38 protein-coding genes are annotated in these 24,442 nt (G+C 50.3%); 4 read left to right on the forward strand and 34 right to left on the reverse strand.

Going from position 1 to position 24,442, the window contains the following annotated elements; translation table 11 throughout:
• Positions 1–198: 198 nt before the first annotated feature.
• The 34 genes from HMPREF2872_RS01520 to HMPREF2872_RS01660 all read right to left on the reverse strand — a co-directional run bounded on the left by HMPREF2872_RS01520 (position 199) and on the right by HMPREF2872_RS01660 (position 18,959).
• Complete coding sequence (locus HMPREF2872_RS01520) at positions 199–498, reverse strand: glycine cleavage system H protein (protein WP_070630679.1); 300 nt, start codon at positions 496–498, stop codon at positions 199–201.
• Between the two features lie 3 nt (positions 499–501).
• Positions 502–1,797, reverse strand: a complete 1,296-nt coding sequence (locus HMPREF2872_RS01525) for a phage minor head protein (RefSeq protein ID WP_070630680.1) — start codon at positions 1,795–1,797, stop codon at positions 502–504.
• Positions 1,784–3,229 carry a phage portal protein family protein gene (locus HMPREF2872_RS01530; RefSeq protein WP_070630682.1) on the reverse strand — a complete coding sequence of 482 codons (1,446 nt, stop codon included), beginning with the start codon at positions 3,227–3,229 and terminating at the stop codon, positions 1,784–1,786. Before HMPREF2872_RS01530 ends, HMPREF2872_RS01525 begins: the two co-directional genes overlap by 14 nt.
• 50 nt (positions 3,230–3,279) lie before the next feature.
• Positions 3,280–3,480 (reverse strand): hypothetical protein, encoded by a 201-nt coding sequence (locus HMPREF2872_RS11835; protein WP_070630684.1) that lies wholly within the window; start codon positions 3,478–3,480, stop codon positions 3,280–3,282.
• Positions 3,481–3,482: 2 nt separating this feature from the next.
• Positions 3,483–5,093 (reverse strand): phage terminase large subunit, encoded by a 1,611-nt coding sequence (gene terL / locus HMPREF2872_RS01540; protein ID WP_070630686.1) that lies wholly within the window; start codon positions 5,091–5,093, stop codon positions 3,483–3,485.
• Between the two features lie 4 nt (positions 5,094–5,097).
• Positions 5,098–5,919, reverse strand: a complete 822-nt coding sequence (dcm, locus tag HMPREF2872_RS01545; RefSeq protein WP_070630688.1) for a DNA cytosine methyltransferase — start codon at positions 5,917–5,919, stop codon at positions 5,098–5,100.
• Entirely contained in the window at positions 5,912–6,418 is a 507-nt protein-coding gene (locus tag HMPREF2872_RS01550) for a DUF1804 family protein (RefSeq protein ID WP_004520456.1), read from the reverse strand. Before HMPREF2872_RS01550 ends, dcm begins: the two co-directional genes overlap by 8 nt.
• Before the next feature lie 2 nt (positions 6,419–6,420).
• Positions 6,421–6,618, reverse strand: a complete 198-nt coding sequence (locus HMPREF2872_RS01555; RefSeq protein ID WP_070630689.1) for a hypothetical protein — start codon at positions 6,616–6,618, stop codon at positions 6,421–6,423.
• Complete coding sequence (locus HMPREF2872_RS01560; RefSeq protein ID WP_002253472.1) at positions 6,615–6,881, reverse strand: hypothetical protein; 267 nt, start codon at positions 6,879–6,881, stop codon at positions 6,615–6,617. Before HMPREF2872_RS01560 ends, HMPREF2872_RS01555 begins: the two co-directional genes overlap by 4 nt.
• A gap of 11 nt (positions 6,882–6,892) precedes the next feature.
• On the reverse strand, positions 6,893–7,222 hold the full coding sequence (locus tag HMPREF2872_RS01565; RefSeq protein WP_070630692.1) for a hypothetical protein: 330 nt from the start codon (positions 7,220–7,222) through the stop codon (positions 6,893–6,895).
• Positions 7,219–7,536 carry a hypothetical protein gene (locus HMPREF2872_RS01570; RefSeq protein ID WP_349267081.1) on the reverse strand — a complete coding sequence of 106 codons (318 nt, stop codon included), beginning with the start codon at positions 7,534–7,536 and terminating at the stop codon, positions 7,219–7,221. Before HMPREF2872_RS01570 ends, HMPREF2872_RS01565 begins: the two co-directional genes overlap by 4 nt.
• Positions 7,433–7,858, reverse strand: coding sequence for an ATP synthase subunit B family protein (locus tag HMPREF2872_RS01575; RefSeq protein WP_070630696.1), 426 nt, complete (start codon positions 7,856–7,858; stop codon positions 7,433–7,435). The genes HMPREF2872_RS01570 and HMPREF2872_RS01575 overlap by 104 nt, the downstream gene beginning before the upstream one ends.
• On the reverse strand, positions 7,824–8,066 hold the full coding sequence (locus tag HMPREF2872_RS01580) for a hypothetical protein (RefSeq protein WP_070630734.1): 243 nt from the start codon (positions 8,064–8,066) through the stop codon (positions 7,824–7,826). The genes HMPREF2872_RS01575 and HMPREF2872_RS01580 overlap by 35 nt, the downstream gene beginning before the upstream one ends.
• Before the next feature lie 33 nt (positions 8,067–8,099).
• Positions 8,100–8,273 carry a hypothetical protein gene (locus HMPREF2872_RS11695; protein ID WP_168164746.1) on the reverse strand — a complete coding sequence of 58 codons (174 nt, stop codon included), beginning with the start codon at positions 8,271–8,273 and terminating at the stop codon, positions 8,100–8,102.
• Positions 8,270–8,815 (reverse strand): N-acetylmuramoyl-L-alanine amidase, encoded by a 546-nt coding sequence (locus HMPREF2872_RS01585; protein ID WP_070630698.1) that lies wholly within the window; start codon positions 8,813–8,815, stop codon positions 8,270–8,272. The genes HMPREF2872_RS11695 and HMPREF2872_RS01585 overlap by 4 nt, the downstream gene beginning before the upstream one ends.
• A gap of 160 nt (positions 8,816–8,975) precedes the next feature.
• A complete protein-coding gene (locus tag HMPREF2872_RS01590) occupies positions 8,976–9,455 on the reverse strand; it encodes a Mor transcription activator family protein (protein ID WP_049350550.1) in 480 nt (159 codons plus the stop codon).
• A 2-nt stretch (positions 9,456–9,457) separates the two neighbouring features.
• A complete protein-coding gene (locus tag HMPREF2872_RS01595) occupies positions 9,458–9,856 on the reverse strand; it encodes a gp16 family protein (RefSeq protein WP_070630700.1) in 399 nt (132 codons plus the stop codon).
• 148 nt (positions 9,857–10,004) lie between these two features.
• Positions 10,005–10,490 (reverse strand): DUF4760 domain-containing protein, encoded by a 486-nt coding sequence (locus HMPREF2872_RS11170; protein WP_283118957.1) that lies wholly within the window; start codon positions 10,488–10,490, stop codon positions 10,005–10,007.
• Positions 10,491–10,818: 328 nt separating this feature from the next.
• Positions 10,819–11,340 (reverse strand): host-nuclease inhibitor Gam family protein, encoded by a 522-nt coding sequence (locus tag HMPREF2872_RS01605; protein WP_070630701.1) that lies wholly within the window; start codon positions 11,338–11,340, stop codon positions 10,819–10,821.
• Entirely contained in the window at positions 11,333–11,479 is a 147-nt protein-coding gene (locus HMPREF2872_RS11700) for a hypothetical protein (protein ID WP_168164747.1), read from the reverse strand. Before HMPREF2872_RS11700 ends, HMPREF2872_RS01605 begins: the two co-directional genes overlap by 8 nt.
• Positions 11,480–11,496: 17 nt before the next feature.
• Entirely contained in the window at positions 11,497–11,742 is a 246-nt protein-coding gene (locus HMPREF2872_RS01610; protein WP_070630703.1) for a head morphogeneis protein, read from the reverse strand.
• Between the two features lies 1 nt (position 11,743).
• Complete coding sequence (locus HMPREF2872_RS01615; RefSeq protein WP_070630705.1) at positions 11,744–12,571, reverse strand: hypothetical protein; 828 nt, start codon at positions 12,569–12,571, stop codon at positions 11,744–11,746.
• Positions 12,568–12,924 (reverse strand): hypothetical protein, encoded by a 357-nt coding sequence (locus HMPREF2872_RS01620; protein WP_070630707.1) that lies wholly within the window; start codon positions 12,922–12,924, stop codon positions 12,568–12,570. Before HMPREF2872_RS01620 ends, HMPREF2872_RS01615 begins: the two co-directional genes overlap by 4 nt.
• Entirely contained in the window at positions 12,921–13,055 is a 135-nt protein-coding gene (locus HMPREF2872_RS11535; protein WP_283118958.1) for a hypothetical protein, read from the reverse strand. The genes HMPREF2872_RS01620 and HMPREF2872_RS11535 overlap by 4 nt, the downstream gene beginning before the upstream one ends.
• Positions 13,055–13,222 carry a hypothetical protein gene (locus HMPREF2872_RS11705; RefSeq protein WP_168164748.1) on the reverse strand — a complete coding sequence of 56 codons (168 nt, stop codon included), beginning with the start codon at positions 13,220–13,222 and terminating at the stop codon, positions 13,055–13,057. The genes HMPREF2872_RS11535 and HMPREF2872_RS11705 overlap by 1 nt, the downstream gene beginning before the upstream one ends.
• Positions 13,219–13,902, reverse strand: coding sequence for a DUF2786 domain-containing protein (locus tag HMPREF2872_RS01625; protein ID WP_070630710.1), 684 nt, complete (start codon positions 13,900–13,902; stop codon positions 13,219–13,221). The genes HMPREF2872_RS11705 and HMPREF2872_RS01625 overlap by 4 nt, the downstream gene beginning before the upstream one ends.
• On the reverse strand, positions 13,895–14,071 hold the full coding sequence (locus tag HMPREF2872_RS11710; protein ID WP_168164749.1) for a hypothetical protein: 177 nt from the start codon (positions 14,069–14,071) through the stop codon (positions 13,895–13,897). The genes HMPREF2872_RS01625 and HMPREF2872_RS11710 overlap by 8 nt, the downstream gene beginning before the upstream one ends.
• A gap of 132 nt (positions 14,072–14,203) precedes the next feature.
• Entirely contained in the window at positions 14,204–14,470 is a 267-nt protein-coding gene (locus tag HMPREF2872_RS01630; protein ID WP_070630712.1) for a hypothetical protein, read from the reverse strand.
• 79 nt (positions 14,471–14,549) lie between these two features.
• Positions 14,550–14,897 carry a hypothetical protein gene (locus HMPREF2872_RS01635; protein ID WP_083311713.1) on the reverse strand — a complete coding sequence of 116 codons (348 nt, stop codon included), beginning with the start codon at positions 14,895–14,897 and terminating at the stop codon, positions 14,550–14,552.
• Positions 14,890–15,459 (reverse strand): helix-turn-helix domain-containing protein, encoded by a 570-nt coding sequence (locus tag HMPREF2872_RS01640; protein ID WP_070630714.1) that lies wholly within the window; start codon positions 15,457–15,459, stop codon positions 14,890–14,892. The genes HMPREF2872_RS01635 and HMPREF2872_RS01640 overlap by 8 nt, the downstream gene beginning before the upstream one ends.
• A complete protein-coding gene (locus tag HMPREF2872_RS01645) occupies positions 15,456–16,175 on the reverse strand; it encodes an AAA family ATPase (protein ID WP_049358176.1) in 720 nt (239 codons plus the stop codon). The genes HMPREF2872_RS01640 and HMPREF2872_RS01645 overlap by 4 nt, the downstream gene beginning before the upstream one ends.
• Before the next feature lie 62 nt (positions 16,176–16,237).
• Positions 16,238–18,427, reverse strand: a complete 2,190-nt coding sequence (locus tag HMPREF2872_RS01650; RefSeq protein ID WP_070630715.1) for a Mu transposase C-terminal domain-containing protein — start codon at positions 18,425–18,427, stop codon at positions 16,238–16,240.
• A complete protein-coding gene (locus HMPREF2872_RS01655) occupies positions 18,424–18,681 on the reverse strand; it encodes a helix-turn-helix domain-containing protein (protein WP_070630717.1) in 258 nt (85 codons plus the stop codon). Before HMPREF2872_RS01655 ends, HMPREF2872_RS01650 begins: the two co-directional genes overlap by 4 nt.
• A 65-nt stretch (positions 18,682–18,746) precedes the next feature.
• Positions 18,747–18,959 carry a hypothetical protein gene (locus HMPREF2872_RS01660; protein ID WP_070630719.1) on the reverse strand — a complete coding sequence of 71 codons (213 nt, stop codon included), beginning with the start codon at positions 18,957–18,959 and terminating at the stop codon, positions 18,747–18,749.
• A gap of 322 nt (positions 18,960–19,281) precedes the next feature.
• Between HMPREF2872_RS01660 and HMPREF2872_RS01665 the strand changes: the two genes are divergently transcribed.
• The 4 genes from HMPREF2872_RS01665 to HMPREF2872_RS01675 form a co-directional block, all read left to right on the forward strand.
• On the forward strand, positions 19,282–20,046 hold the full coding sequence (locus tag HMPREF2872_RS01665) for a S24 family peptidase (protein WP_283118959.1): 765 nt from the start codon (positions 19,282–19,284) through the stop codon (positions 20,044–20,046).
• Positions 20,047–20,424: 378 nt separating this feature from the next.
• Complete coding sequence (gene purH, locus HMPREF2872_RS01670; RefSeq protein ID WP_070630740.1) at positions 20,425–22,005, forward strand: bifunctional phosphoribosylaminoimidazolecarboxamide formyltransferase/IMP cyclohydrolase; 1,581 nt, start codon at positions 20,425–20,427, stop codon at positions 22,003–22,005.
• Positions 22,006–22,205: 200 nt separating this feature from the next.
• On the forward strand, positions 22,206–22,334 hold the full coding sequence (locus tag HMPREF2872_RS11935) for a hypothetical protein (protein ID WP_003684264.1): 129 nt from the start codon (positions 22,206–22,208) through the stop codon (positions 22,332–22,334).
• Between the two features lie 756 nt (positions 22,335–23,090).
• The coding region (locus HMPREF2872_RS01675; protein WP_283118960.1) for an ESPR-type extended signal peptide-containing protein at positions 23,091–24,442 on the forward strand (1,352 nt) is incomplete at its 3' end.

Below are 24,442 nucleotides of genomic sequence, written 5' to 3' on the forward strand. Positions count from 1 at the left end.
AGGTTTCAGACGGCCTTTGAAAATTCTTATGCGCAAAATATAAAAATACCCACTTTAAAACCGCTTTAGAATCGCGCCAGATTGATTTTTAAGATTCTGACGGGGGTTTGCCTATCCTGACCGATAAAACGCGCTTAAACGCGAAATTTGGGCGGTTATGAAAAAGGTCGTCTGAAACGGTTTCAGACGACCTGTGGGTTATGTAGATTTGAATCTTGGATCAGCTTCAAGCGCGGCTTTTAAATCGGACTTGTACGGCTTAATCCACTCGGACTTTTCTGCTGCCTCAAGTATCCATCCGCGCACACGGGCAAATGCCGCAGCGGACAAATCCGCAATCGAAAATACGCAGCCCGAAAATTCGCCCTGCATTTGCTCGGCTGCTTCCTTGTCGATTTCAGCAAGACGCGGGTACAGATAGTCCAACAATTCTGACGGGGCGGTTTTCCCGCCTAAAAATACTTTTACTTCGCGGCTGACATACAGTTCAGACGGCATGACTTACTCCGATATTTTTACCAATAAGCGGACTTTATCCCGCTGTTCTTTCGGCAATGATAACACATACTGCAACAATTTATGCCGGTTTGCCGCATTCAGATGGCGTAAATCAAGCGGGACAATATCGGCTTTATCAAAATGTTCCTGAATCTTATCGACCTTAGTATTCCATGCCCCGGCTGTGTGTGCAAAATAACGGTTCATCAATTCCGCACGTTCGGGATTTTCGGTAAACATAAAATCCAGTTTTACCCATTCCTCGCGGGGCAGGTCGTCTGAAACAATCAGATAATCGGCTTGACCTTTGCTTTTTTCTACCGCCAAATCGAACACTTCCAGCCTGTCGCCCGTTTCAGCCTGCCACGCTGCCGCAGCTCTCGCTTCGTGGTCTTTGGTATTGTTGGCAGACTGCTCTTTTGTCAGCCTGCGCACTTCTTTTTCCGACACCTTGTCCGGCAAAGCCAACACCGCCACTTTGTCAGACGGCACGCTGTACCGCTTGTCCAGCCACGCCTCGCGCTCGGCAATCATGGCGGCCAGTGCCTCTTCGCCGTTTTTCTCGCCAAACAGTGCGTCCATCGCTCCCAATCGGTCGCCGTGGTTGTGCGCGAAGCTCGGCGTGATGTCGTCGGGTATCAATACCGTTTTGCCTGTGCGCGGATTGGTAAACTCAACCATATCCACATCAGGCTCGCCGCTGATACCCTCGCGCTCCGCCTGCCGACGAGTCAGTGCGGAAACCGAGCATTTGCAGCCGTAGCCGTTGGGCGGAAAGATGACTTTCCAAATGTCGTGGTCAACCGGCAGGACTAAGCCATAGTAGCGTTTATGGCTGTCGCGCGGATGCCCTGCGGCGGAATGGTTGTAGCGCAAATACGGCAGGGCTTTTTTGTTTGCCTGAATCCGCTGCCACTGCCCCGCCGCAAAGGCGGTCTGCATATTGGTGTTGAAGATGGTTTTCAGACGACGTGTACTGCCGAGCTGTACCAATTTCGGCTCGCCGTCCAGCGGGTCGGTCATCACTTGCTCGCCCCACCAGCCTTTCGCCATCAAATACGGTTTTAAACGCTTTTTAAAATCGGCAAATGCCGTGCCGTTCTGCTGCGCGGATTCAATGGCATCTTTGACTTCAGCGAGCATATCCGCGTCCATCATCTTGGCGACGGTAAAGGCAAGGCTGTGTTGATATAGCCAAACATCGTAATGACTGAATCCGGGCAGGATTTTCTTAGCCTTGAAATGCTCGAAAGCGGCTTTATCGACTAAGCCGGCGAAGTTGTATTCAATCCCGTCCATCGCCTGCTCCGTCAGCCCAAGCCGAAAGGCCGTCTGAAACCAAACGCTGGATCAAGAGATTATCGCCCTGGCTCAAATCAAGTTTGGACAGCTTTGCCTCAAATTCGGCGTAGTCTTTGCAACCTTCCAACAAACCCAACACTGCTTCCATCTTCGGTCGGGCGATTGCCTGCTCCACCGTATCAGGCGCATTATGGGCAAGGCCGTCAGACAGGCGCAGGCTGAATTTGGCGGACGCAGGGTTTTCAGACAACGCTTTCGGGTCGCGCAGCTCGAAATGTTCCGGCTCAAAGCCCAAGATGTCGCGGTAGTAGGTTTCGGTCAACACGAGCTGCCCCGTATCCATATACATCTTGTCGCGTTCGGCTCGGGTTTTATCAACCTTGATTTCGTCTTCAAACTCAAACCATACGCCTTTGGGCGCATTAATCGGCTTACCGTAGGCGTTGTTGACCATCACAAGCGCGTCGATAAAGTGCTGTGCAGCGCGGGAGAGCAGAGCGAGATACGCGCCGATGCGCTCGTCGCGGTTGTTTTCTTCGGTTTCCTGACTGGCGCGGCTGGCGGTCTCAAGGTCGCTGGTTTTGACTTTGCCTAACAGCGTTTTTTGGATACGCGCATTGGCAAGGTTTTCCAGTCGGCGGAATGCCTGACCATCCGCGCTGTTTTGCAGCATCATCACATCGTCTTCGCGTTCGATACTCAACGCGCCGCCGGAAACAAAGCGGTAAAATCGGCTCATGAAGCTGTCGTGGTCGTCGTTGCTGTTGGCTTGGATTTTAGCGATCAGATAAGGCTGGGCGTAGCGCGTAATAAATTGTGCGGCATAAACAAAGCCTTTTTTACGCAATGCAACCGGCGCATACAGCCGCGCCGCCGCCATTTCGCCCGCAGGATTGGTCGATGTCGCACGATGGGTAATAAAGAGATACAGAACGTCCGTATTGCAGGTTTCCTCACCGCCGCTGCCGCGATACACCAGCGAGCCGTCGCGGTATGGAACGTATTTCGCCAATTCGCCGCTTTTGTTGCTGATATGCTTAATCGTCAAAAAGCCGTCGGGTTCGGGCTGATAAACGTACCGACCGACACCATAGCCGCCCAAACGCGCCGTCAACACGATTTCGGCAAGCGCGGGCAGGTGGCGTTTCAGCGTTTTCCACAAGCGGTCTTTGTCTTCGTCGCTTAAGTCCTCGCCATAAATGCGCCAAGATTTATTCTGCATAGCAGAGTGTAAATCCTCCAAACAGGCGGCAACCTCATCATCGCTTACCACCGCATCCAATGCCTGCTGTCTGTCCACGCCGAGGCGAGATAGTAGAGAGTCCGTGCCTTCCATATTAGAAAACAGGCTTTCCAACGCGTCTTCAGTCGCGCTCGTCAATGTCTTGATGGCTGTTTTTCGTGTTGCGCTTTTAATCAATCCGAACATATTTTCTTACTCCAAAGGTCGTCTGAAACCGTTTTTAGACGACCTTAAAATCAATACTCTTCGCCGCGAGCCACCAAAAAACCTTCAATTCCAGCGACAATAAAATGTAGATTTAATAGCCGCCCAGCCTTATAGCAGGAGACAACCTCTTGCAGATGTGCAATCGCTTTATCCAAACCACGCTCGAGGTACTCAACATCCTCTGTCAGCTCTTTTTCACGAGCAGTTATACGTTCTCTTCCGTCACACATTTTTAAATCTCCAACATCGGCGCAGGCAAATCAATCGCTCGCGCTCTGTTTGACACATTGCCCGTCGTTGCCGCCATCCACAGCATATGAAGCGCATCGGGGCCGTCGTCGTGGTCGGCTTTCGGGAAGTGACGCAACTGGCTAATCAGCGTCTTTTGGTCGGAGTTGAGCAGAATCAAACCGTTTGCCATGTGCGGCTGCAAGGTCTCAATCCGCAACATCTTGTCCGAAGACGGCTTGATACCGCGCACGGGGATATGCACACCCGACCGCGCCCCACGCTTAATCAGCTCGTCCTTGAGAAACTCTTGGAATTGCACCGTCTCAACCACCCACAATACCGGCTTGACCCGCGCCTCTTTTTGGATGCGGATCACGTCCTCGATAATCAAATCGGGCAGGCGTTTTTTGACTTGGGCAACGGTTACAAACAGACGGCCTGTTGATTTCTGATAACCGCCGACCAAAATCGCCGACGGGTCACGCCCCGCGCCCGCTTTACCCAATGACGGGTCGAGCGCGCCGTAGTACACCAAATCGTCCGGCAATTCCGACCAGTATTTGATGTTTTCGGCAAACGGCGCATCTTCGCCGCTGACCGGGTCGTTTTGGTACTCACTGTCAAATGTCGCATGGCCGTCGCGGGCGCGGATTTTCATCAGCGCGAGTACGCCGCGAGCCGCCCAGCTTGTTTGTGCGCCGCGCTCCATCTCGTCTTTGTTGGCGAGATAAAACGCCTCGGCCACCGTCTCGCCGTCGTTGCGGAAAAGTTCCTCCCATCTGTCCCACAAATCCATGCGGTCGGGCCAGCGTTTCATCGCCTTAAACTTAATACCGTGCCAAAACGGGTTATTCAAAGTGCGGTTAAGTACGCTGTCGTAATGCAAAATCGTGCCGATATATATCACATCGTATTTCTGGCCGACCCCGCCCAAAGGCAATACCGTTTTAGTCAGCCACGCATTGAGCTTGTCGCGCTGTTCCGGGTTGCGGACTTGCTCGTCATTCTCAATATCGTCCAAAACAGTTAAGTCAGGACGGTAAGGGCCGTGACGCAAACCGCGCAGCTTTTTACCGCTACCGGCCACTTGCACCTTAACGTCATTGGCCGTCACAATCGTACCGGCCTGCCATACACGGCCTTGCCCGCATACTTCCGGAAAGTCGGTTTTCAAGCGTGGATTAAACTCAAGTTCTGCCTTAATGGCCTCCAGCATCGGATATGCCTGGTCGATACTGTCCATCACAATAACGGCATAATGTTTTTGGCCGGTCACAATACACCACAGCGTAAACAACTGAGTAACCTGCGTCGATTTACCCTCGCCGCGCGGCGCACCTACCGCCTCATTTTCCCCTTTGGGGGAGCGGATAATCTCCGGCAGACGGCTGAATAAAAACGCATGCAGTTCGGATTTCTCAGGCGAGCGGATATAATGGGGGAAGTAGGTATTTACGAAATATTCGTAACCGCCTACCGGGTCAAACACCTTGGCACGGCGTGCAGCAATAGCCTTGGGCGACGCATCAAAGCCGTCCACTTCCGCTTCGATGACTTGGCGCAGGCTGGCGGCCAGTTCGGCGAGGGATTTGAGGAATTCTTTTGTTTTCATGCATTTAAAAAGTCTTAATCAATTTTTCGGCAATCCAGCGTGAGACCGGCGGACAGACGGCGTTTCCCGCAGCTTGAGCCTCCGCAATGTTGGCCTCATCCATTCCGAGGCAAAGCCCATCATCGTTAGACGCTCTTTGCCGCTCAACCATCGCACCCCGTCCGTTGGGCGTAACGAGAATATTTGCGCCTGAGCGGTCAATGGCTCCCTTGGAAATCCCTCTAAGCAAAGTACCATGTGGCTTTTGTAGCCCATACGTCTCAACCGCGCGAGGTAAGACTCCAATTGAGCCGGCGTCAGCCATAAACTCATAGGGGGGGTACTCTCCCAAGCCAGCGACCAAGAAAACCCGACGGCGTGCCGTGGGGACTCCGAAATATGCTGCATTAAGCACGCGCCAGTATCCCACATACCCGCATTTGGCAAGGGACTGGATGACTGTTTGAAAGTCTTCGCCATTGTTGCTATTGAGCAAACCCGTAACGTTTTCAAGGACAATCCAGCGGGGTTTAAGCTGGTCGACAATACGCATTGCGTCATAAAATAAACCTGTTCTTTCCCCGGCAAGTCCTTTGCGCTTACCGGCTATTGATACATCCTGACATGGGAATCCGCCAATAATCACATCTACCGGCCATAATTCTGACAATACCGTTCTGACATCCTCAAACTGTTTTGCGTGTGGGAAGCGGTCGGCCAAAACTGCACGGAGTACAGGATTAATCTCCACTTGCCAAGCAGTATCAAAACCAGCCTGTTCAAATCCCAAATCAAACCCGCCAATACCTGCAAAAAGGCTTCCAACGGTAGGTTTTTGCTTATCCAAACTTCTTCTCCACTTCCGCCCCAAACGGCTCCAATACCTCCACAAAGGCAGGCAAATGTTTGGGGTGTTTTTCTTGCACAAACGCCATCAAGAACTCAATCAATTCCAAAGCCGTCGCCAGTTTTGACGTTTCCGGCATCACACGGGCATTGGCTGATACGGTTTTCGTAAACGCATCGGCCAGGCTGGCCAACAGCTTCGCACGGTCGGACGGCGGCAAATCTTCGGTACTCGAATCCTGCAGCATCGTCATCGTGCTGTTGTACTGCACCATAAAACCGGCCAGCATCGCACGGCTCAAGTCCTCAATACCGCCGCCGGCCAAAGTGTAGGCGGCGCGCATCTTATCCCAGTCGTCGCCTTTTTCCTTATCCGCACGTTTCCACGCACGCGCAGTGGCCTGCGGGATTTCGCACATCAAGGCCGCCGTTTCCAAAGTTTGCTCGCCGCTCACATAGAGCCGGCGTAACTTTTCACGGATTTCTTGCGGGTGAGCCATAATTACAGTCCCATTTTCGCTTTAAGCAATTCCCAGCCGACCGTAATCACGCCGCCGCCCAGTGCGCCGAATGTAATGGCCGTGCGTTTCGTGTCTTGGCGGATTTGTGCAATTTCCGCCTGCATTTCCTTCTGATTTTTCAGAGTCTGATCAGTCTTGTTTTCAATACGCGCCAAGGCTTCCAAAATCGGGTCTTTCATGATTTGTCCGCTTTCCTGTCCAGTTTTTCGTTTACTTTTTCCAACTTGTTTTCGATGCGTCCCAAAGAAGCCGCGATATTGTCGCGGTCTGCCTTGGCATCTTGCTTGGTGTGGTACGAGAGCTTGACCGCGTGCAGCTCCTCTTTAAGGTCGTCGATACGCTTGTCCGCCTCTTTCAGACGGCCTGAAATGCCGTTGACCCAAAACCAAAATGCCGCCGTCGCAATCGGCCACAGGGTTTTAAACCCAAATTCAAAGTCCATTTAAAACCCCTTTAAACCGGCACGTCGCCAAATACGATACGGACCGCGTAGCCTTCGGGATGACGACTCGCTGCCTCGACCTTTTGGCCGTCAAAAAAGACTGAATAATACTTTCTCAAAATACCAATCACATCAGCAGGAGCGGTCGCGGAAAACTCCACACAAAAGGTCGTCTGAAAATCCTTATCCATGCGTACCGCGTACTCAATACCGGCCTTATCCAACAGGTCGGAAACATGGATGACAAACGGCTCTTGCTCGCGTGCGCGGCTCAGTCCCAGCTCTAAATCCGCATGGCGGCAGGCGACCGTACGTTGTACCAACTCACGATAAGTCGTCATCGCGCACCCTCCGAACTGTCAACTTCCGCTTGACTGTTGACCCAGTCGCGCCAAGCCTGATTTTGATTTTCCAGTTCGGCAACATAGCCGCCAAACTCAGCGGCGTGTTCGAGCAGCGTGGTCGTCTTGCCGTCTTTCGGCGGATTCGGGCGTACCGGCGCAACCATCAATGCGGCAGGCGGTGTCGGCATGACCGCCTTTTCGACAATCTTAATTTCCGTAGCCAAGGGCGCGCTTGTAGAGCTGCAGGCCGTGATGGCCAAAGCCGTCAATACAATTACCGCTTGCATTTTTACGGTCTTGAGTAAGGACATTTTCGATTTCCTTTTTATTTTCCGTTTTCAGACGACTGACTTCCGCCTGCTTTTGTGCCAATTTCACACCGACGGCGTGCGCCTTGGCTTCAGATTGTTTTGCTTCCGCGCGCGCATTTTCCAGCTCGCGCGCATAGTTTTGAGCCGACAACAGCAGGGCTTGCGCTTTGTCTTTTTCCATCTTGTCGATGACCGCTTGCTGCTTCGCAAACGCCGACTTGTAGCCTTGATGGTGCGACACAGCCAATCCCGTACCGACAAGCGCGATGATGACAATCGGCTGCCAGTTATTCACCAACAGTTTCACGAGATTCGGATTCATTCTCTACCTCCTGTCGCTTCACGCTGACCAGCGAGCGCGCCACCGCATAGCCGCCCACAATGCCTAAGTACACCGCCCAAATTTCCGCCGATGGGTCAGGCAGCATAACAAATTTGAACGTACCCGCCGCACAGGCGATGTTTGCCCATAGCTTCGAGTGTGAAATGCCGCCTGTCGCGGGGTTTTTGAAAATGTCAAAAATACGCATCTTAATAACCATCCCAACCGTCAATCATATTTCTTACTTTCTCGCCTTGCGTTTACGCGCCGCACGTTTGGCAGCCGCCACGCCCGACTTGCCCAGGCGCATAGACGGATGTTGTTTCAAATAGCCAATGCTGGCAGGCTTAATCTCAAATTCAGGCATCTGCGGTTTCAAGACAGACAGAGCCAAAGCAATCAAAGACTTTTTCATACCTTCGCCGCTCCCAATTCCATCGCAATCGCGTCCGCAATCGCGCGGCAGATGCCCCATTTAGTAGCCTTAAATAAAGCCAAATCAGTGTCGTTGCTGATGAAAAAAGGCTCAAACACAATGCCGCCGGCCTGCGCATAAGCCAGACGGGAATGCTGGCCGGCATTGTCGGGCTTAAAGCCGTCTTCGCCGCGCAGTTTCCAGCCGGTTACCTTCGCAACAGCCTTGCTCAATACCTGACACCAGCGTTTGTTTTTCGGCGTGGACAAGGCTTCGATGCCTGTCGCCGCCTTACTCACGGCTGCATTAGTGTGAAACTCAATCGCCACATCCGAACCGCGTATCAGCTTAACCGCCTCGCGCAACGGCATATTGCCTTTGCCCGTGCCGTCGGTTTTAACGGTCAAGCCGTAGTCATCGCGCAAAATAGAAGCCACGATATTGCGCATATCCTGCGCCAAGTCCGCCTCACGGTCGCTGCCGTTGACTGCGCCCGGGTCTGTATTGCTGTGGCCTGCGGTTAAAGTTACAGTTTTGCCCATTAGCATCTCCAAAGTTAAATCACGATTTATTTTCAAAACCTTATTTAACCTTTTCAGACGGCATAAGACGGTCGGCACAAATGCACTTACTATCCCGCAAACAAAAAAAGCCCCGCATAAAGCAGGGCAAAGGTCCACTCACAAGAAACACACAACACAATCAAGCTGCAAATAAATCCGTCTGCGCTCTTGCCGCCGCCTCGCGGTCGGCCTCTTTCAGAATGTAACGGATATTTCGCGTAGAAAGCCGATGAGCCAACACCAGCTCGCGCACAATAACCAAATCGCTCAAACCTTCCGCGCTCATCGCATCATACTGGCGGCGGATAAATCGGTTGCGAAGTTCGCGCATTGCATCCCAGCAACGCGGAATCGCCAAGAAAGGCTGACCGGCATAAGCGCGCTCCAATCGTCCCGCAGCATCTTCGCCGATGTCCTCGACCAGTTGTGCGTGTAAGATTCGGCTTTGGCGCGTATTGCGGCGGCGGTTGGATATCGGATAATTCGTTCCGCCCCATACCTTGACCATGTGAAATGTCGCCTCCAGCCCGATGACCGTAATCATCGCCACCACGCTCTGAGGCAGAAGATGTTTCACATCCTCAAAATCCTGCTCTGTCATTTCCCAACTTACACTCATTCCTATGCCTCCTTTTTCTTACGGTTCGCCGCAATCTGCAACGCCGCCACCAACTTGTGCATATTGCTGTCGGACAACCATTCGACGCGGTCAACCTTAAACATCTTTTTCGCCGTACCGTGCGCATAATTCCAGCTCCAGCCGTTATCCAGCAGCAGGGCTTCGATTTTGCGCATCATCGGGTCAGCGGAGCTTCGGCGGTTCGGCCGTCGACCTGCCGTTTTCTTCGGCGCAAACCCATGTTGGCGCAAATCCTCTACTACGCGTTCCAGCTCGGGGATACTGCACTCGGTACACGACCGCTTGCCCGTTACGCGCTCCAACACTGCGCGATAGGTACCGTCATCCAAGCCTAGCTCCTTTTGAGCAATCTTAATTTTCGCAATCAACGCCCGGCGCATCATTTCTCCAATACAACATATAGTATAAATTAGCGAATATTATACCAATAAAATACAATATATAGTATTAATTCGATGTTTTTTTGCGAAACTGATAGGCACAAAAAAGGCCGTCTGAAAACGTTTCAGACGGCCTTTTACCGAAAACCTATTTATCCTCTTCTATCCATTTTTCCGCCAGCCATTCAAATTCACAAAATAACTTTTTATTGTTCCCGTTTAAGCGTCTAAGTTCCATTATATATGGCTTTAAAGTATCCCAGTCATTAATCACGCTACTACGGCTCATCCTTTTGTAAACAGCCTCATCAAAAATATCTTCTTTGATGCCCACACAAATAAACTCAATCGAATTCAAAACAGCCAAAATAGTAGCATTTTCTCCTTCGTGAGCACCGGATTCATTAATTTTACAGGCAAGAGCAGTAAAACTTTTCCCATTTCGGCGCATATCAACAAACAACTTGCGCTGCTCACGATAAAACGGGTTATTGTTATTTGAAATCAGAAGCTCGACCGTAGATTTCTGCTTATGATGAATACGTTGTTCATCAAGTTGTTTACTTGCAAAAAAGGCTAGGTAAACTGTAGCAATACAGGTGCCTAGCCCAGAAAGTAAAATAACAATTTCCACTTTTATACATCCCATCCTTCAGAATAAGTTTTTTTCATAGTGCTCCCTCCTAACATTGGTTGTTAATTACTAAATTAGCAATGCTTTAATTCTAATACATTCATTCAAATAAAGCGAACGCTAGCGAACTCTAACGGACTAGATTTACTTACTACCTTACAATTATAAAAACAACATATTGTGTTTTATATTAGAAATTTTGGAAAATATTGGCATATATAGATTATTGTAAAAATTTAACAGGAGATTTAAACAGCTTGTTATAACTGTTGTTATAACTGTTGTTATAACTGTTGTTAAATCTCCTGTTAAAGATTTTAAAATACTTCTACGCCAACTCCTGCTCAGTAGGCTCAATCACAAAATCCTCAAGCCCCGACACAATCTTAATCCCCGGCACTTGGCCGTCTGAAAAACGCTCTTTTTGATTCAGGATGGCATCTTTGTCGATCTCCTTTTTAGTGCGGACAAACTCGGCAAAGGCGGATTTTTCCGAGAGCCACGCCAAGACGGCGGCCACGCCCGTTACCTTTACGGATGGCGGACGGATGCGCCATTTAATTAGGCCGGTAGTGAAGTCCACAGTTTTGGTTTTACCGTTTTCCGTCAGCTCGTCCTTATGTGCCTCGCAGTATGCGGCCACACGTTCGGTCAGGCTCATGATTTCGGCACACATCGGCGCGGCTTTGGCGGCATATTCTTCTTCGATGACCGCTTTTTTGTCTCCTGCTTCGGTTTCCAGGCGTTTTACTTCGCGCTGCAAGTCGCCGATTTGGCGGATAAATGCAGTAACTTCCGCTTTGTCTTGTGCCGCTTCAATAGCGGGTTGTTTGATTCGGGTTTTAGCCATTTGCTTTTTCCTCCAGTTTGTTGAGTAGTTGATATACTTCGCTTGCTTCAAATCCTTGAGTTTCAGCAAAACTGATAAAGGCATCCCAGTCTTGCTCTAAATATTCGTCCAATAGACGGTACTCGTGCGGTTCAATCATGATGTTTTCCTTTTAAACTATAAAATTCTTAAAACTTTTAAATCACCGACTTGGTGTATTCCAATACGATAAGCCAGTATTTTTTCGCGTTTTTCCTTCGGTCTGATATAGGCAACCTTAACCTCTGTTAAATCAATATCTCTAACTCCTCCTCGTAAATAATTGTGGGTTATTACCAAATCGCCGTGCTCTGCCTTCAACTTTTCTAGTTGACTGATTAAGTCCGATATTCGGTTATTACTTGTAAAATATACATTTTCCATTTCAATGACCTTTCTTGTTTAAAACATCTTTCACTTCCGCCATTTTCTGACGGCCTTTTTCCTTATCCGGCGCGGGCTTTGCCAGCATCGCCCTCGGTATCAACCGTGGCGGCAGGTTGCGGAGCAGTTCGGCAGGGTGCGGCCATGTTTCCGCCGCCTGCAATACCTTAAACCCCGTCTGAAGCCGTATCGGGTCATACTCCGGCGACACAATCTCACCTTTATCTTTCAGTTTCCGATACCAAATTTCCGCGACTACCGGCATATCCTGCGCTGCCGGTCGGTTGGGCAGATTGAGCGCGGCAAGTAATGCAAAACCTGAAGCGATTTCCCGTTTTGCCCAATCTTCTCCTGCCCATTCTCCCAAGGCTGCCACCCCCTGCCGCAGTTTTGACGGTGCGCCGCCTTCGCCCCCTCTCCCCGTGGGAGAGGGTTGGGGAGATGGCAACCCCGAACCCTGCCACTGGCTGACAATCTCCAGCAAATAACCATGCGACTTTAAGGGCAGTTTCAGACGGCCTTGGTCGCGTGCGTTGACGGTTTCGTTAAAGCCGTGCAGCCAAGCCTCGGCGGGAGCGGGGTAGGACACCCCGTCGCGTACTGCCTCCTGCGCTTTAATCATGGGCATCAACTCGTTCAAAAGCTTCGCCGTACGCGCCCAAGAGAGCTGGGACTTGGCGGGGCGGAATAAACCGATATACCGTATCGCCGCCTTGCCCAATTCAGCATCCATCTCCAAAACAGTCCTCAACACCGAAGAAGCCTCTGCGTCATTGATTAAGCTGTCCAGACTATGCACCGCACCACAGTTCGGGCATTTGATGTTCATTGTTTATCCTTCCAAACATCGCCACCGGCCTGTACATTTCCATTGCCTTTTACGATCTGAACATTACCTGCCAAGTGATTTTCAAGTTCAGCTTGTTTGTCGATCCATGCCTTAAACTCTGACCAAGTTTCAAACTTAGTTTGCTTGTCACGCATCAATCTGCCCAACTTAATGCCCAGATAAGACAAAAACATTAAACCGCTGATAAATGTCCAAAACACTGATGCTGACCAATGGCTGATATACACACAAAAACTCAACATCAACCCAGTGAAAACATCCTTGATGATGCTTTCCAAAACACTTTCACTTGCGTTGTACGCAACAAAGTTTTTACCTCTGATTTCAATCATTTAACCACCCCAAGAATCGCCAAAAACGCTACAAGGACAACAACCAACCCAAAAAACATACCGCAGGCATCCAAAACAACAGCTTCCCATGCTGCGTCAAGGTCTTCTTTATTTGGTTTAGTGATCTTCATCACTCTTCCTCCCATAAAGTTATCGCCCGCGCCAAAGTTTCCGCTTCAGCAGTCTTCCACATCCCGTCCGGCGACCGCGCGGCAATCACAAAGCCTTCGCCGTCCTTCTTCATGAGCATCAGCTCGCCACGGTCTTCGATCCATTCGACCAAGTCTTTTTCGTTCATTTCCGCTCTCCAATTTGTTTAACGCCTTCCGTGCCGTTCATCGCGTGGTGCAGTTGCACTTTTTTCCCTGCCGTATGCCCCTTGACTATTGCCTTAATCATCGCGGCACTCCCGTCCAGTTTGGACGACTTGGCGTCTCTAACTACCGCCTTGGCGATATGTGGATGTTTTTTTCTTTTATAGTCAGCCATGACCGCCTTTTCATCGTCTGACATCTCAAATTCTTTGACGGCACCCCACGCCCCCATCATCCATCCGTTACAAAACTGGTCGGCAAGATAGGTTCGGTTTGAGGGTTTTCTTGCTCGGCAGGTTTTCAGAAATTCGCGGCGGGCGGCGGAAATCTGTCGATAGACCACATCAAAAGCATAGGAAGCGATCTCGGCGCGGTTACCCAAACCGTAAAAAACCATTGCATCTCCCTGTTGATAACATTTGCACCCGAACACCTCGGAAATCATGTTTGCGACAGCCCACTGCCATTCGGCCAGCTTAACTGCCATCTTCCGACCGCTGCCACGCTCGGAGACTTCCGACAAGACAACATCAACAGCGTCAATTTCATACTTTTTCATCAGTGTCTGCGCCTGTTTCATTGCCTGCGCCGCCTCGTGCTCATTTGCCGATTTACTCAAAGCCAAACATTTTTTGATTTTTTCCAAAACTGCCTGCTTATCCATTTTTCATTTCCTTTTCTTCTTTCAGACGACCTTTGCCGTCCTTATCTTCAAACTGCGCCTGATATTCGGCGATTGCCTGTTCGCGGTTTCGCTTCACCGTAAACTTCGGCGCGCGGCGGCGGTGTTGTCCCCATGCCTGCCAGTCCGTATTGCGTTGTCGGTAGCTCATTTCCCACTCCCTTCCGGCTCGCGCCATCCCTTAGTAATCGCCCGTTCGCCGTACTTGGCGCGGATTTCCTCGACTGCCCGTTTCAAAGCCAATTTCTTGACTCGGTTCAGTCGCCGTTTTGGCCGTCTGAACTTATTCATAAACCACTCCTTCCATCTTCTGCTCCACACTCATTGCCTCGTAGGCACGTTCCGTTTTAAAAACTTCCAAATCCGCCTGTCTTTCCATCGCTTGGACCTTCGTCAGCTCTTTCGCAACCGGTTCGGGTTCTTGGGTACAGCTATACAACGCCATTCCACCCACAAAACACCACACGCCCACCGTCAAACCAACCGGCACCCACCGCCCAAAAGAGCGCGCCACAAACATCTTCCAATCAACTTTCTTTAAAACTTGCATTTTGCGTTTTCCTTTAAAAACAATAACTTATTAAAATCATAGGGTAAAAAATATATAGCCGTATCAAGGCATTACGTTTTCAGACGGCCTTTTTACGTTTTTCGCATGGTTTAATTTCACACTTTTGACATGCCCGCCAGTGCTGCATTTTGATAGGGTTATGCGTCGGAGCGGGGGAGAGAGAGATTTCAATACATTCGGCTCGTTCCATCCGTCGACCTTCAAATGGACACATCACCTTGCGAAATACATCCGTCACTTTCGCAGCAACTTTGTCTGGCTTGCCGTTGTATTTGCCGTTCAAAATCAGACTGATGCTTGTCGCGCTGTATCGGAGTTTTGCCGCAGTCTTCATCAGTCCGTCTTTCTCGACCTCTTCCTTCAAAACCGCGTACCAATCTTCTTTCATATAATCTTTTTTATTCATAATCAGGAACCTCCCTTAATACAATTTCGTTTATATTTGGGTCGTACACCTCTCTGACAGCCAGCAGCTGCGGTGCTTTCGACCCTGTATTCTTCAAAAGGACAAACGATTTTTTCCGAGCGTTGCCCGTATTTTTCAGATAACCCGCCGCTTCAAGGTGTTGAGCATAAACCTTGGCCATACTGCGGCTGACAGGGTGTGTCATATTGACGTGGGTCGTCAGGCTGTCCAAGTCAAAGGTTTTCAAAATCCGCATCGTCCGCCACAAGGCTTCCGTTACCGGACATTTCAACGGCTGACCGTCATCAGACAAGCGGGGCGCATCCACACCCGCATCCCGCTCCAGTCGGTATCCGTACGGTCTGCAAAAGTCCGAACCCTTCTGTATCGACACAAACCCGCCTTTATTAAGAGCTATCAGATACTTGTACACCGTATTCCCGCTCAGTTGACAGGCTTTGGCTATTTCAGAGACAGTCTGAAGCCTGTCCTTATTGCCCCGCAGACAGTTCCAAATCTCTTGTCGGCGGTTGCGGGGCTTCGTCAATGTCGTCACGCTCATAATTTGACCCCGCGTTTAGGTGCTTCGCCCTTGTACAGGTCGGCTTTCGCACAAACCTCGCGCGTTACCGTATCCAAGCCTTGCTGGTTGGCAAGCTCCAACAGATTGACCAAATTGACCGTTACGCGGCGTACCGAGCCGTGCGCCAAATCCACCAAATAAGACAGCGCATCTTTTTCAAACGTCAAATCAGGCGCGTAAACCTTCGCCAACTCTTCCGCGTCTGCCAAATCGACAGGCTGTGCAGGTACCCAAGCCAACACGCGACCGTGGAAACGCTCGAATTTCTTCAGCTTGGTCGGCAACATCTCCTCGCCCACCAACATCAGCGGGGCTTGGCTGCCCTCGTAGATGTCGCGCACCAGCTCGACCAATCCCTTATGCGTAACCAAATAGTCCGCCTCATCCAAAATCAACGGACGCTGACTGGCGGCCAACTGTTCGCAGATTACATCCAAACAACCCGCCGCCGTCCGGGCAGGCGGCAAGCCCATCTCGAAGCAGATCTTTTCCAAAAGCGTCTTTTTGCTCCATGCGCTGCGCAGCTGGACATAGTAAGCGCGGGTCTCATTTGCCACCGCCACCGTCGCCGTCGTCTTACCAAAACCGGAAGGGCCGTACAACACACCCAAGCCCGGCAAACCGTCCTGACGGTTAACCAAACGCTCCATCGCAACAGAGACCAAAGACAGATTGTTGATATTTGCAATTTTCATTTTTAAAATCCTTTTAAAATAGTGAATAAACCTTTTTTAAAACCCCGAAAGGTCGTCTGAAATCAAGCCAGCATCGCCCGTTTGGACAACGCCTTATACTCATTGCTTTGCGGATACCGCTCCAGCCATCTTTGCGCCTGCGGTGGCAAATCCGTCTGACCGCAAAGACGCTGATACAGCGCAAACCGCTCCGATGCTTCGGACGGTACCGACCAGCCCGCAGCAGCTTCCGTTTCAGACGGCTTTTCAACCGCCTTCACTGCCGCCACTTCTACAACCACATCGTCCTCACGGCTTCGGCGTTCTGCCAATGCGGCAGCCTTAGCCTTGATTTGACTCATATCCAACACCATTCCCCCGATATTGACCGAGTCCTGATGTTCGATGGTCGGTACACGGCGTTCTTTCAGGATGTTTTGCTGTTGCAGCTCGTTGCGTTTCAGACGTTCGTCGTTGCGTTTGTCTTCCGCGCGTTCCAAGACGCTGACAGGCATATAATCCGTCGAGTTGCCATGCCATTCCGCTTTGCAGATAAGGCGGCCGACATCGTCGTAAATCCAAACCCAAAGCGCGTCCTGCACGTCGTAGCCGACCCTTACCGTTTCACCGTTGAACTCCATCAGTTCGGCGGAATAATAAGTATTGCTGAACAGCGATACCTCCCCGCGCCGTACCGTGCGCATAACCTGCGGTCGGAACAAATACCCTTCCTCCTCCGGCGACACGCTTGGCGGCTCGCCAAACTCCGCCACCTTCAAAGCCCAAAACTCATTAGGCGACATATGCCGGCGTTTGCCTTCACGGTCGGTAAACTTAGGCAGCGAACGGTGCGGTCGGTCGTTGTATTCGTCCACCACCCGTTCGATATAGCTCTTAAACTCATCCCAAGTCGGAATCGGCGAATTCAAAATCTTCCCGTGCAGACGGACTTCCTTGCGCGACAGCTTAAACAGCTTCTGCCGCGCCTCGTCGTCCATATTTTTCCCCACAAAAGACGGCAGGTTCGCTGCCGCTCGTGTGAAAATATTATGGCTGCGTTCCGACGCGCCCTTCGCTTGCGAGTTATAAGCCCGCGAATGCGTCATCGTCATGCCCAGCCTGCCCATCAGACCCGTTGCCTCATCCGTCATCATCAAGTTTTCAAAGCCACATCCCCAGTCCACATACCAAAGCGCACCGATGGCCGCGCGGCTTGCGTGGCTTAAAGCTTCCAACACAGTAAACCGGCTTTCCGCCAGCCCCACGCTCCAGCCCATACACCGTCTTGTGCCAACGTCCAAAACCGTCGTAATTTCAGGTCTGAACGGCAGACCCGACAACGGATTCAATACCTCCGCATCAAATGTATGACCGTCGGCGGTGTAGATGGCGGCAGGTTTCAAGTGCAGGAAATCGCGCCGTTTGTGCGGCAGGATATTTTTCAAATCCCGCGCGCCGCGGCGTCCGCGTTCACGCTCCACATTGCCAAGCTTGCCCAACCACCGGCGCACCTGATGGATACTCGGCACATCACCCTCTTTTCCCAAAGGAGAGTGCAGCCCCTCCAGCCTGTTCACAAACAAGCGGTAAGCTTCGGAAACAGAAGGCTTCATCGGCAGCCGGTAGCATTCCAAAAACACAGGCAGCCAAGACGGGACGTTCATATCCTCGGTTCTGGATTTCGGCGCAAGGCTGTTAGATTCCCGCGCCGCAAACCACCGCTTGATTGTTCGTACGCTCGGCAGTTTCCCACCGCCGCCACGCCCGTCGGCAGCCAAAGAAAACAGCTTCGCAATATGCTCGAAGCCAGGCATCTTCGCCTGCGTCAAAACAGTCGTCATCGCCGCCTCCTTCGACACACCCGATTCCGCCATTACCAGCTCGACCGCAGACAAAACCCCGCGTCGTGCCGATTCGCACAGCCGTTGTTGCTCCGTCGAGCCGTCCGCAACACCGATGGTCAGCTGTCCCCCTCTCACATCAGGAGAGGGCAGCCCCGCCGCCTCGTTGCCTTTTTCTTCATAAGAAGACAGGGGAGTGGGCAAATCTGACAAACCGCCCAAAACCTCGTTCAACTTCTTCGCCTGAATCAGTTTCAATACTTCAGGGGGCGGTGCATATTCGCGACGTTTTCCGTTTTTTCCCCCCTGGCAAGAGGCTTCAATAAAAGACCACTTCTCTCGTTCAACCTTATATAAGATTGCTCTATTAGTTTTAGGAAATTTTTCCAAGTTCATTTCCAATAACTCGGAAATCGAGTAATGCGTTTTCATGCTGCTGCCTCTTTATATAAATAAGCGTAGCGAGGGCGGATGCGCCGCCCGTCTTTCGTCCACCGTTCCGGCCACAGCTCATACAAGGGCTTGCCCAACACTTTCGCAATCGCCATCTCTCCGGCAGTCGACGGCTTTCTCAAAGCCTGACGCACTGTGCTTTCGCCTATACCTGCCATCGCAGCCACATCGGCAAGCGTCAGCCCCTTCATTTTGATTTCCGCTCTGATTAATTCAGGATGTACACCACTCATCGTTTTCCTTTCTTTATTATCTAGACAGGTCGTCCGAACCGTTTCAGACGACCTGTTTAACCTTATTAAATTCGACAAATAAAGTTCCAAGTATCAGCATTCAAACCTATAGCACAGGCATCGTAATAACCGCCTTTTACTTCGGTTTTCTCCCCGTTGACCCATTCGATGACGAATTTTTTAGTCTTCCCGCGACCATATTCCAATATTCGCCCCACTGTACTTTCTTGATCTATATCCCAATCGTTTATCCGCATAATATTTGCAATGTGCTTCATTTTGAGTCCTTTCCGTATAAAGTATCTAAGCAAAACCGTTTAATCGGTCGTCCGAACCTTTTCAGACGACCTGTTAAACAATCTCCTTCCTGACGGGTCGGATACCCGTCATTTTTTTGGCTATTCCAAATTGTTAAAGAACACTGCAAAATCGGTTATACTGTTTTAAAGTTGCCGTTTCGCTGTTTTTAAAATTATATAACTTGGAAATTATTTCGCAACTAAAATTTCCATGCTTTTCTATGTTATTTTGACAAGTGATTGTTTTAAATATGAAAATAATTTCTAAGATTTTTTCCATGTTTTTGATTGGAGCATGGAAATGAAAGAGCCAAAATTCAGCATCTCTGAAATTCAGAATTTGATTACCCAGTTGAATCTAATAAGCCTGCCGAATACAACACGCGCCATTCAATACAGGGCAGAAAGAGAACATTGGGAATATGAAGAAGCACCTTCACAAGGTGGGAAGAAAGGTGTTAAAAGAATCTACCCTCTTCCTCCTTATGTTATTGATGAATTGGAACAAAAAGGCTTGCTCCATTTGATAGATGGCGCGGAAACAGACACACCGCTTGAAGTTCGCAACACTCAACCCGATGTAGCGCATATCGAAAATATGGATTACGCAGACTGGGCGGAACGTCAGGATACGCGCGACATCGTACCCGTCCGCTATTACAAAGAAGTCTTCGCAAGCGCAGGCAGCGGCGCAATACCGTGGGATACCGACCCCGAAGCCATGTGGTTCCGAACCGCCTTCTTCAAACACCTGCAGCTCTCCCCCGCAGACTGCTTCTGTACCCGCATCGACGGGGACAGCATGTTCCCAACCCTAATCGACCAAGGCACCGTCCTATGGCAAACCGCCACGCGCTACACCCGGGAAGGAATCTACCTGTTCCGGCAGCAAGACGAACTCCGGGTCAAACGCCTGCAACGCCTGACCGCCGATACACTCAACATCATCAGCGACAACCCAAATAAATCCATCTACCCGACAACCCAACTAACCCTGTCCGCCACCACCCCTGCCGACTTCCAAATCCTCGGCAAATACCTCTGGAGCTGCGGCATATCAAAATAAACAACTTCCCGATAATTCCCATGACAAAAAAAGCGCGAAACCGACAAAAAACTGTCAGATTTCGCGCTTTTTTCGCAATTCTAAAATTTTCCCCAATTTTTTAAATATCTTCATGTTTTCAATAATTTCTACCTTTTTTTCTCGTTATATATCTATGACAAAACTAACACCACCCCACAGCAGTATGGGTAGCAAAGAAAATGGGATTTAAATAGGCAAAAGCAAAAGGCCGTCTGAAACCAAGTTTCAGACGGCCTTTTACAATAAAATTGTTAACAATATTTGCAAAAACCTACTGCCAAAAATGCGAAACTGGAGGATAATACCGCCCTGAAAATTCATCCCATACTGATTAAACCTTCAACAAAGGAAATCCAAATGTCTTCCATCAAACGCGCCCTGATCAGCCTATCCGACAAGACAGGCGCAGTCGAATTTGCCCAAACCCTGACCAAGCTCGGTGTTGAAATCCTCTCTACCGGCGGTACAGCAAAGCTCTTGGCTGATGCAGGCGTTCCCGTTATCGAAGTTGCCGACTATACCGGCTTCCCCGAAATGCTCGACGGCCGCGTGAAAACCCTGCATCCGAAAATCCACGGCGGCATCCTCGGCCGTCGCGATTTGGACGAACACGTCGCTAAGATGGAAGAGCACAGCATCGGCAACATCGACCTCGTGTGCGTCAACCTCTACCCCTTCGCCGCCACCATCGCCAAACCAAACTGCACACTGGAAGACGCGATTGAAAACATCGACATCGGCGGTCCGACTATGGTGCGCTCAGCCGCGAAAAACTGGAAACACGTCGCCATCGTTACCGATACCGCCGACTTCCCCGCCATCGCCGCCGAAATGGAAGCCAACGGCGGCGCGTTGAGCGACAAAACCCGCTTCAACCTCTCGCGCAAAGCGTTCAGCCACACCGCCCAATACGACGGCATGATTTCAAACTATCTGACTTCACTTTCAGACGACGTCTTGAGCGGCACGCCCGAAATCGGCGAGTTCCCAAGCCAGTTCAACCAAAGCTGGATTAAAGTGCAAGACATGCGCTACGGCGAAAACCCGCACCAACGCGCCGCGTTCTACCGCGATGTGTACCCCGCCGCAGGCAGCCTCGCCGCCTACCAACAACTGCAAGGCAAAGAATTGTCCTACAACAACATCGCCGATGCCGATGCCGCTTGGGAAGCCGTCAAATCCTTCGACGCGCCCGCCTGCGTGATTGTGAAACACGCCAATCCGTGCGGCGTCGCCATCGCCTCCAATACCTTGGATGCCTACAAACTCGCCTACGCGACCGACACCACTAGCGCATTCGGCGGCATCATCGCCTTCAACCGCGAAGTGGACGGTGAAACCGTCAAACAAATTACCGACAACCAATTTATGGAAGTCCTCATGGCGCCGAAGTTCACCGCTGAAGCCCTCGAAATCGCCGCTGCCAAGAAAAACGTACGCGTATTGGAAGTACCGCTTGAGGCAGGTGCCAACCGCTTTGAACTCAAACGCGTCGGTGGCGGACTATTGGTACAAACCCCTGACATCCACCGCATCAGCCGCGCCGATTTGAAAGTCGTTTCCAAACGCCAACCGACCGAGCAGGAATGGAACGATTTGCTGTTTGTTTGGAACGTCGCCAAATACGTCAAATCCAACGCCATCGTGTTCGGCAAAGGCGGCCAAACCTACGGCATCGGCGCAGGCCAAATGAGCCGTGTGGACAGCACCCGCATCGCCGCCCGCAAAGCACAGGACGCAGGCTTGGACTTAAATGGCGCATGCGCCGCCTCCGATGCCTTCTTCCCCTTCCGCGACGGCGTGGATGTGATTGCCGAGCAGGGCATCAAAGCCATCATCCATCCGGCAGGCTCCATGCGCGACCAAGAAGTCTTTGACGCAGCGGACGAACACGGCATCGCCATGGTCGTAACCGGCATCCGCCATTTCCGCCACTAATAAGCTGATATAAAATAAAGGCCGTCTGAAAACAAAGTTTCAATATCGTGAAACCCGTTTTCAGACGGCCTTCTTCAATCATCAAACAATTTAGCGGTCTAACTGTAAATCAGGATAAAACAACCAAGCCCCAGCCAGTCGGATTAATACGGCAACACAACGTCGCCCAAGCCTAAAACTAACCCACTCAGAGAAAAAATATGAAACACATCCTCCTCATCCTAACCCTCGCCACACTCACCGCCTGCGCCTTCAGCCATACCGGCGGCTACGGCTATGCCGGCAACAACGGCGCTTCCGCAGGCGTGACCCAAACATTCCGTTGGTAAGGCCGCCTGAAAACAACACAGTTTTCTACAATAGAGAACAAACAAATCCCAAACGTAAAGGCAAGTTTTACACTTGCCTTTTTAATCTTATCTATCGGCTCAATAGCGCATAAATTCGTATCATTTATTCACCATTTATATGTTAGAAAACGTTAAAGGCCGTCTGAAAACAGGCTATGCAAAGCTTTTACACGTTTTAAACCAACTTTCAATACAAAATTCATTAATTATCTAAATAAAAGCCGACATCCAAATCTATCACTAAAATATCCTATTCGTATAATATTTAATAATCATTTCTGTTTAAAAATATTAAGTGAAATCATATTGTTATAAAAGCGTTTAAAAAGCAACAAGTAAATCTAACCGGCATGACCGTTGAAGTCGAAAAAATAACACTTTATCGGAAGAGTCAATTTACGAAACCAAAAGCATATAAAATTTGAGTCAGGATTCCGAATGCATTGAAAGAAGCTAACAAAAAGTGACTTGTTAAGAAACAAGCTGACAAAAAAACGGCACATCGTTTCCCAAACTTCACAAGCTTCCCAAAATGTATCAGCATAAAATCCCATAAAACAGGCTTTTAGCTGTTATTCGGCCGAGGAGACTTTGGGCACGGGAATTGCATACGAGAGATTACGACGTAAAACCGCATAAAGGGGAGACTCTGAAGTGCGGCATATATATGGACAAGCAGTTTATGGTCGAGCAACACGTCCCAAAAGAAATCAAACCCCTTACAGGAAAATCGATATGAATAAAGTCTTTAAAGTTATTTGGAACCACTCGACCCAGACATGGACTGCGGTTTCTGAAATCAGCCATGCACACGGCAAAAAATCCGCTTCCGACAAGCGTAAAGCCGTAGCTGCTGTAGTTGCAGTGGCAGGTGCCTTAATGGCTTCTAGTGCTGCTCAAGCAGGTGCAGAATTGGGTGGTGGTAGCGCAACAGGTACAAATGCAGTTGCGGTTGGAGCGGCCTCAAAAGCAACCGGTACAGCCTCTTTTGCTGGTGGTACATCAGCTAATGCTGCTGGTGTAAGCTCTGTTGCGGTCGGTGGTTCTATGACTGCGGCTGAAGCTGCTCAAGCAGTTGGTAATAACTCTATTGCAGTAGGTTTTAAATCAAGTGCTTCTCAAACTGCTGACATTGCAGTAGGTTATAACGCTAAAGCTAATGGTACTTCTACTGGTTCTGATGGCGACGGCGTAGTAAATAATGCCGGTTCTGCAATGGCGATTGGTACCGACTCTCAAGCAACCGGTATCGTAGCAACTGCCATCGGTCAACGTTCTCAAGCCCTGGCAAACGGCGCGGTAGCATTGGGTGGCGACGCTCAAGCCAAACAAGGTTCTGACGTAGCAATCGGTCGCGGTTCTGTAGCCGACGGTATTTCTGCTTCTGCATTCGGTCCTGCTGCTCAAGCAACTGGTAAATACGCAGTGGCTTTGGGCGTACAAAGCCAAGCTACTTCAGAACAAGCCATCGCATTGGGTCGCCTCTCTCAAGCTAACGGCAAGTTTGCAACTGCTCTGGGTAACGGTGCTCAAGCAACAGCCCAAAACACTCTGGCTTTGGGTACAGAAGCTAAATCTACTATCGAAAACAGCGTAGCCCTGGGTAACGGCTCTACAACCAGCGCATTCGTACCTACTAACACTGCTACTGTTGGCAGCTACACTTACAGCGGCTTCGCAGGCGCAACCAGCGGCTTGGGCAACGGCGCAGTATTGTCTGTAGGTTCTGCAGGTAACGAACGTCAAATCCAAAACGTTGCCGCAGGTCGTATCAATGCAACTTCTACCGATGCAATCAACGGCTCTCAATTGTTTGCCGTAGCAAACCGCATCGAAAACCTGAATCCGTTTGTATTCTCAGGCCACAATGGCAGCGGTAGCTCACCTGCTGAAGGTACATTCAAATACAATCCAAATTCAACAAACAATCCTCTGAAACTGATCGCTGGTCACGGTTTGACAATGACCTCAAACGGCACTAACGAATACACCCTGAGCGTAATCGGTGGTGGTGCTACCGGCGCAACTGGTGCAACTGGTGCTAAAGGTGATACTGGTGCAACTGGTGCTAAAGGCGATACCGGTGC

Origin of the sequence: Neisseria sp. HMSC069H12 (assembly GCF_001812735.1) — a bacterium.
Classification (GTDB): Bacteria; Pseudomonadota; Gammaproteobacteria; order Burkholderiales; family Neisseriaceae; genus Neisseria; species Neisseria subflava.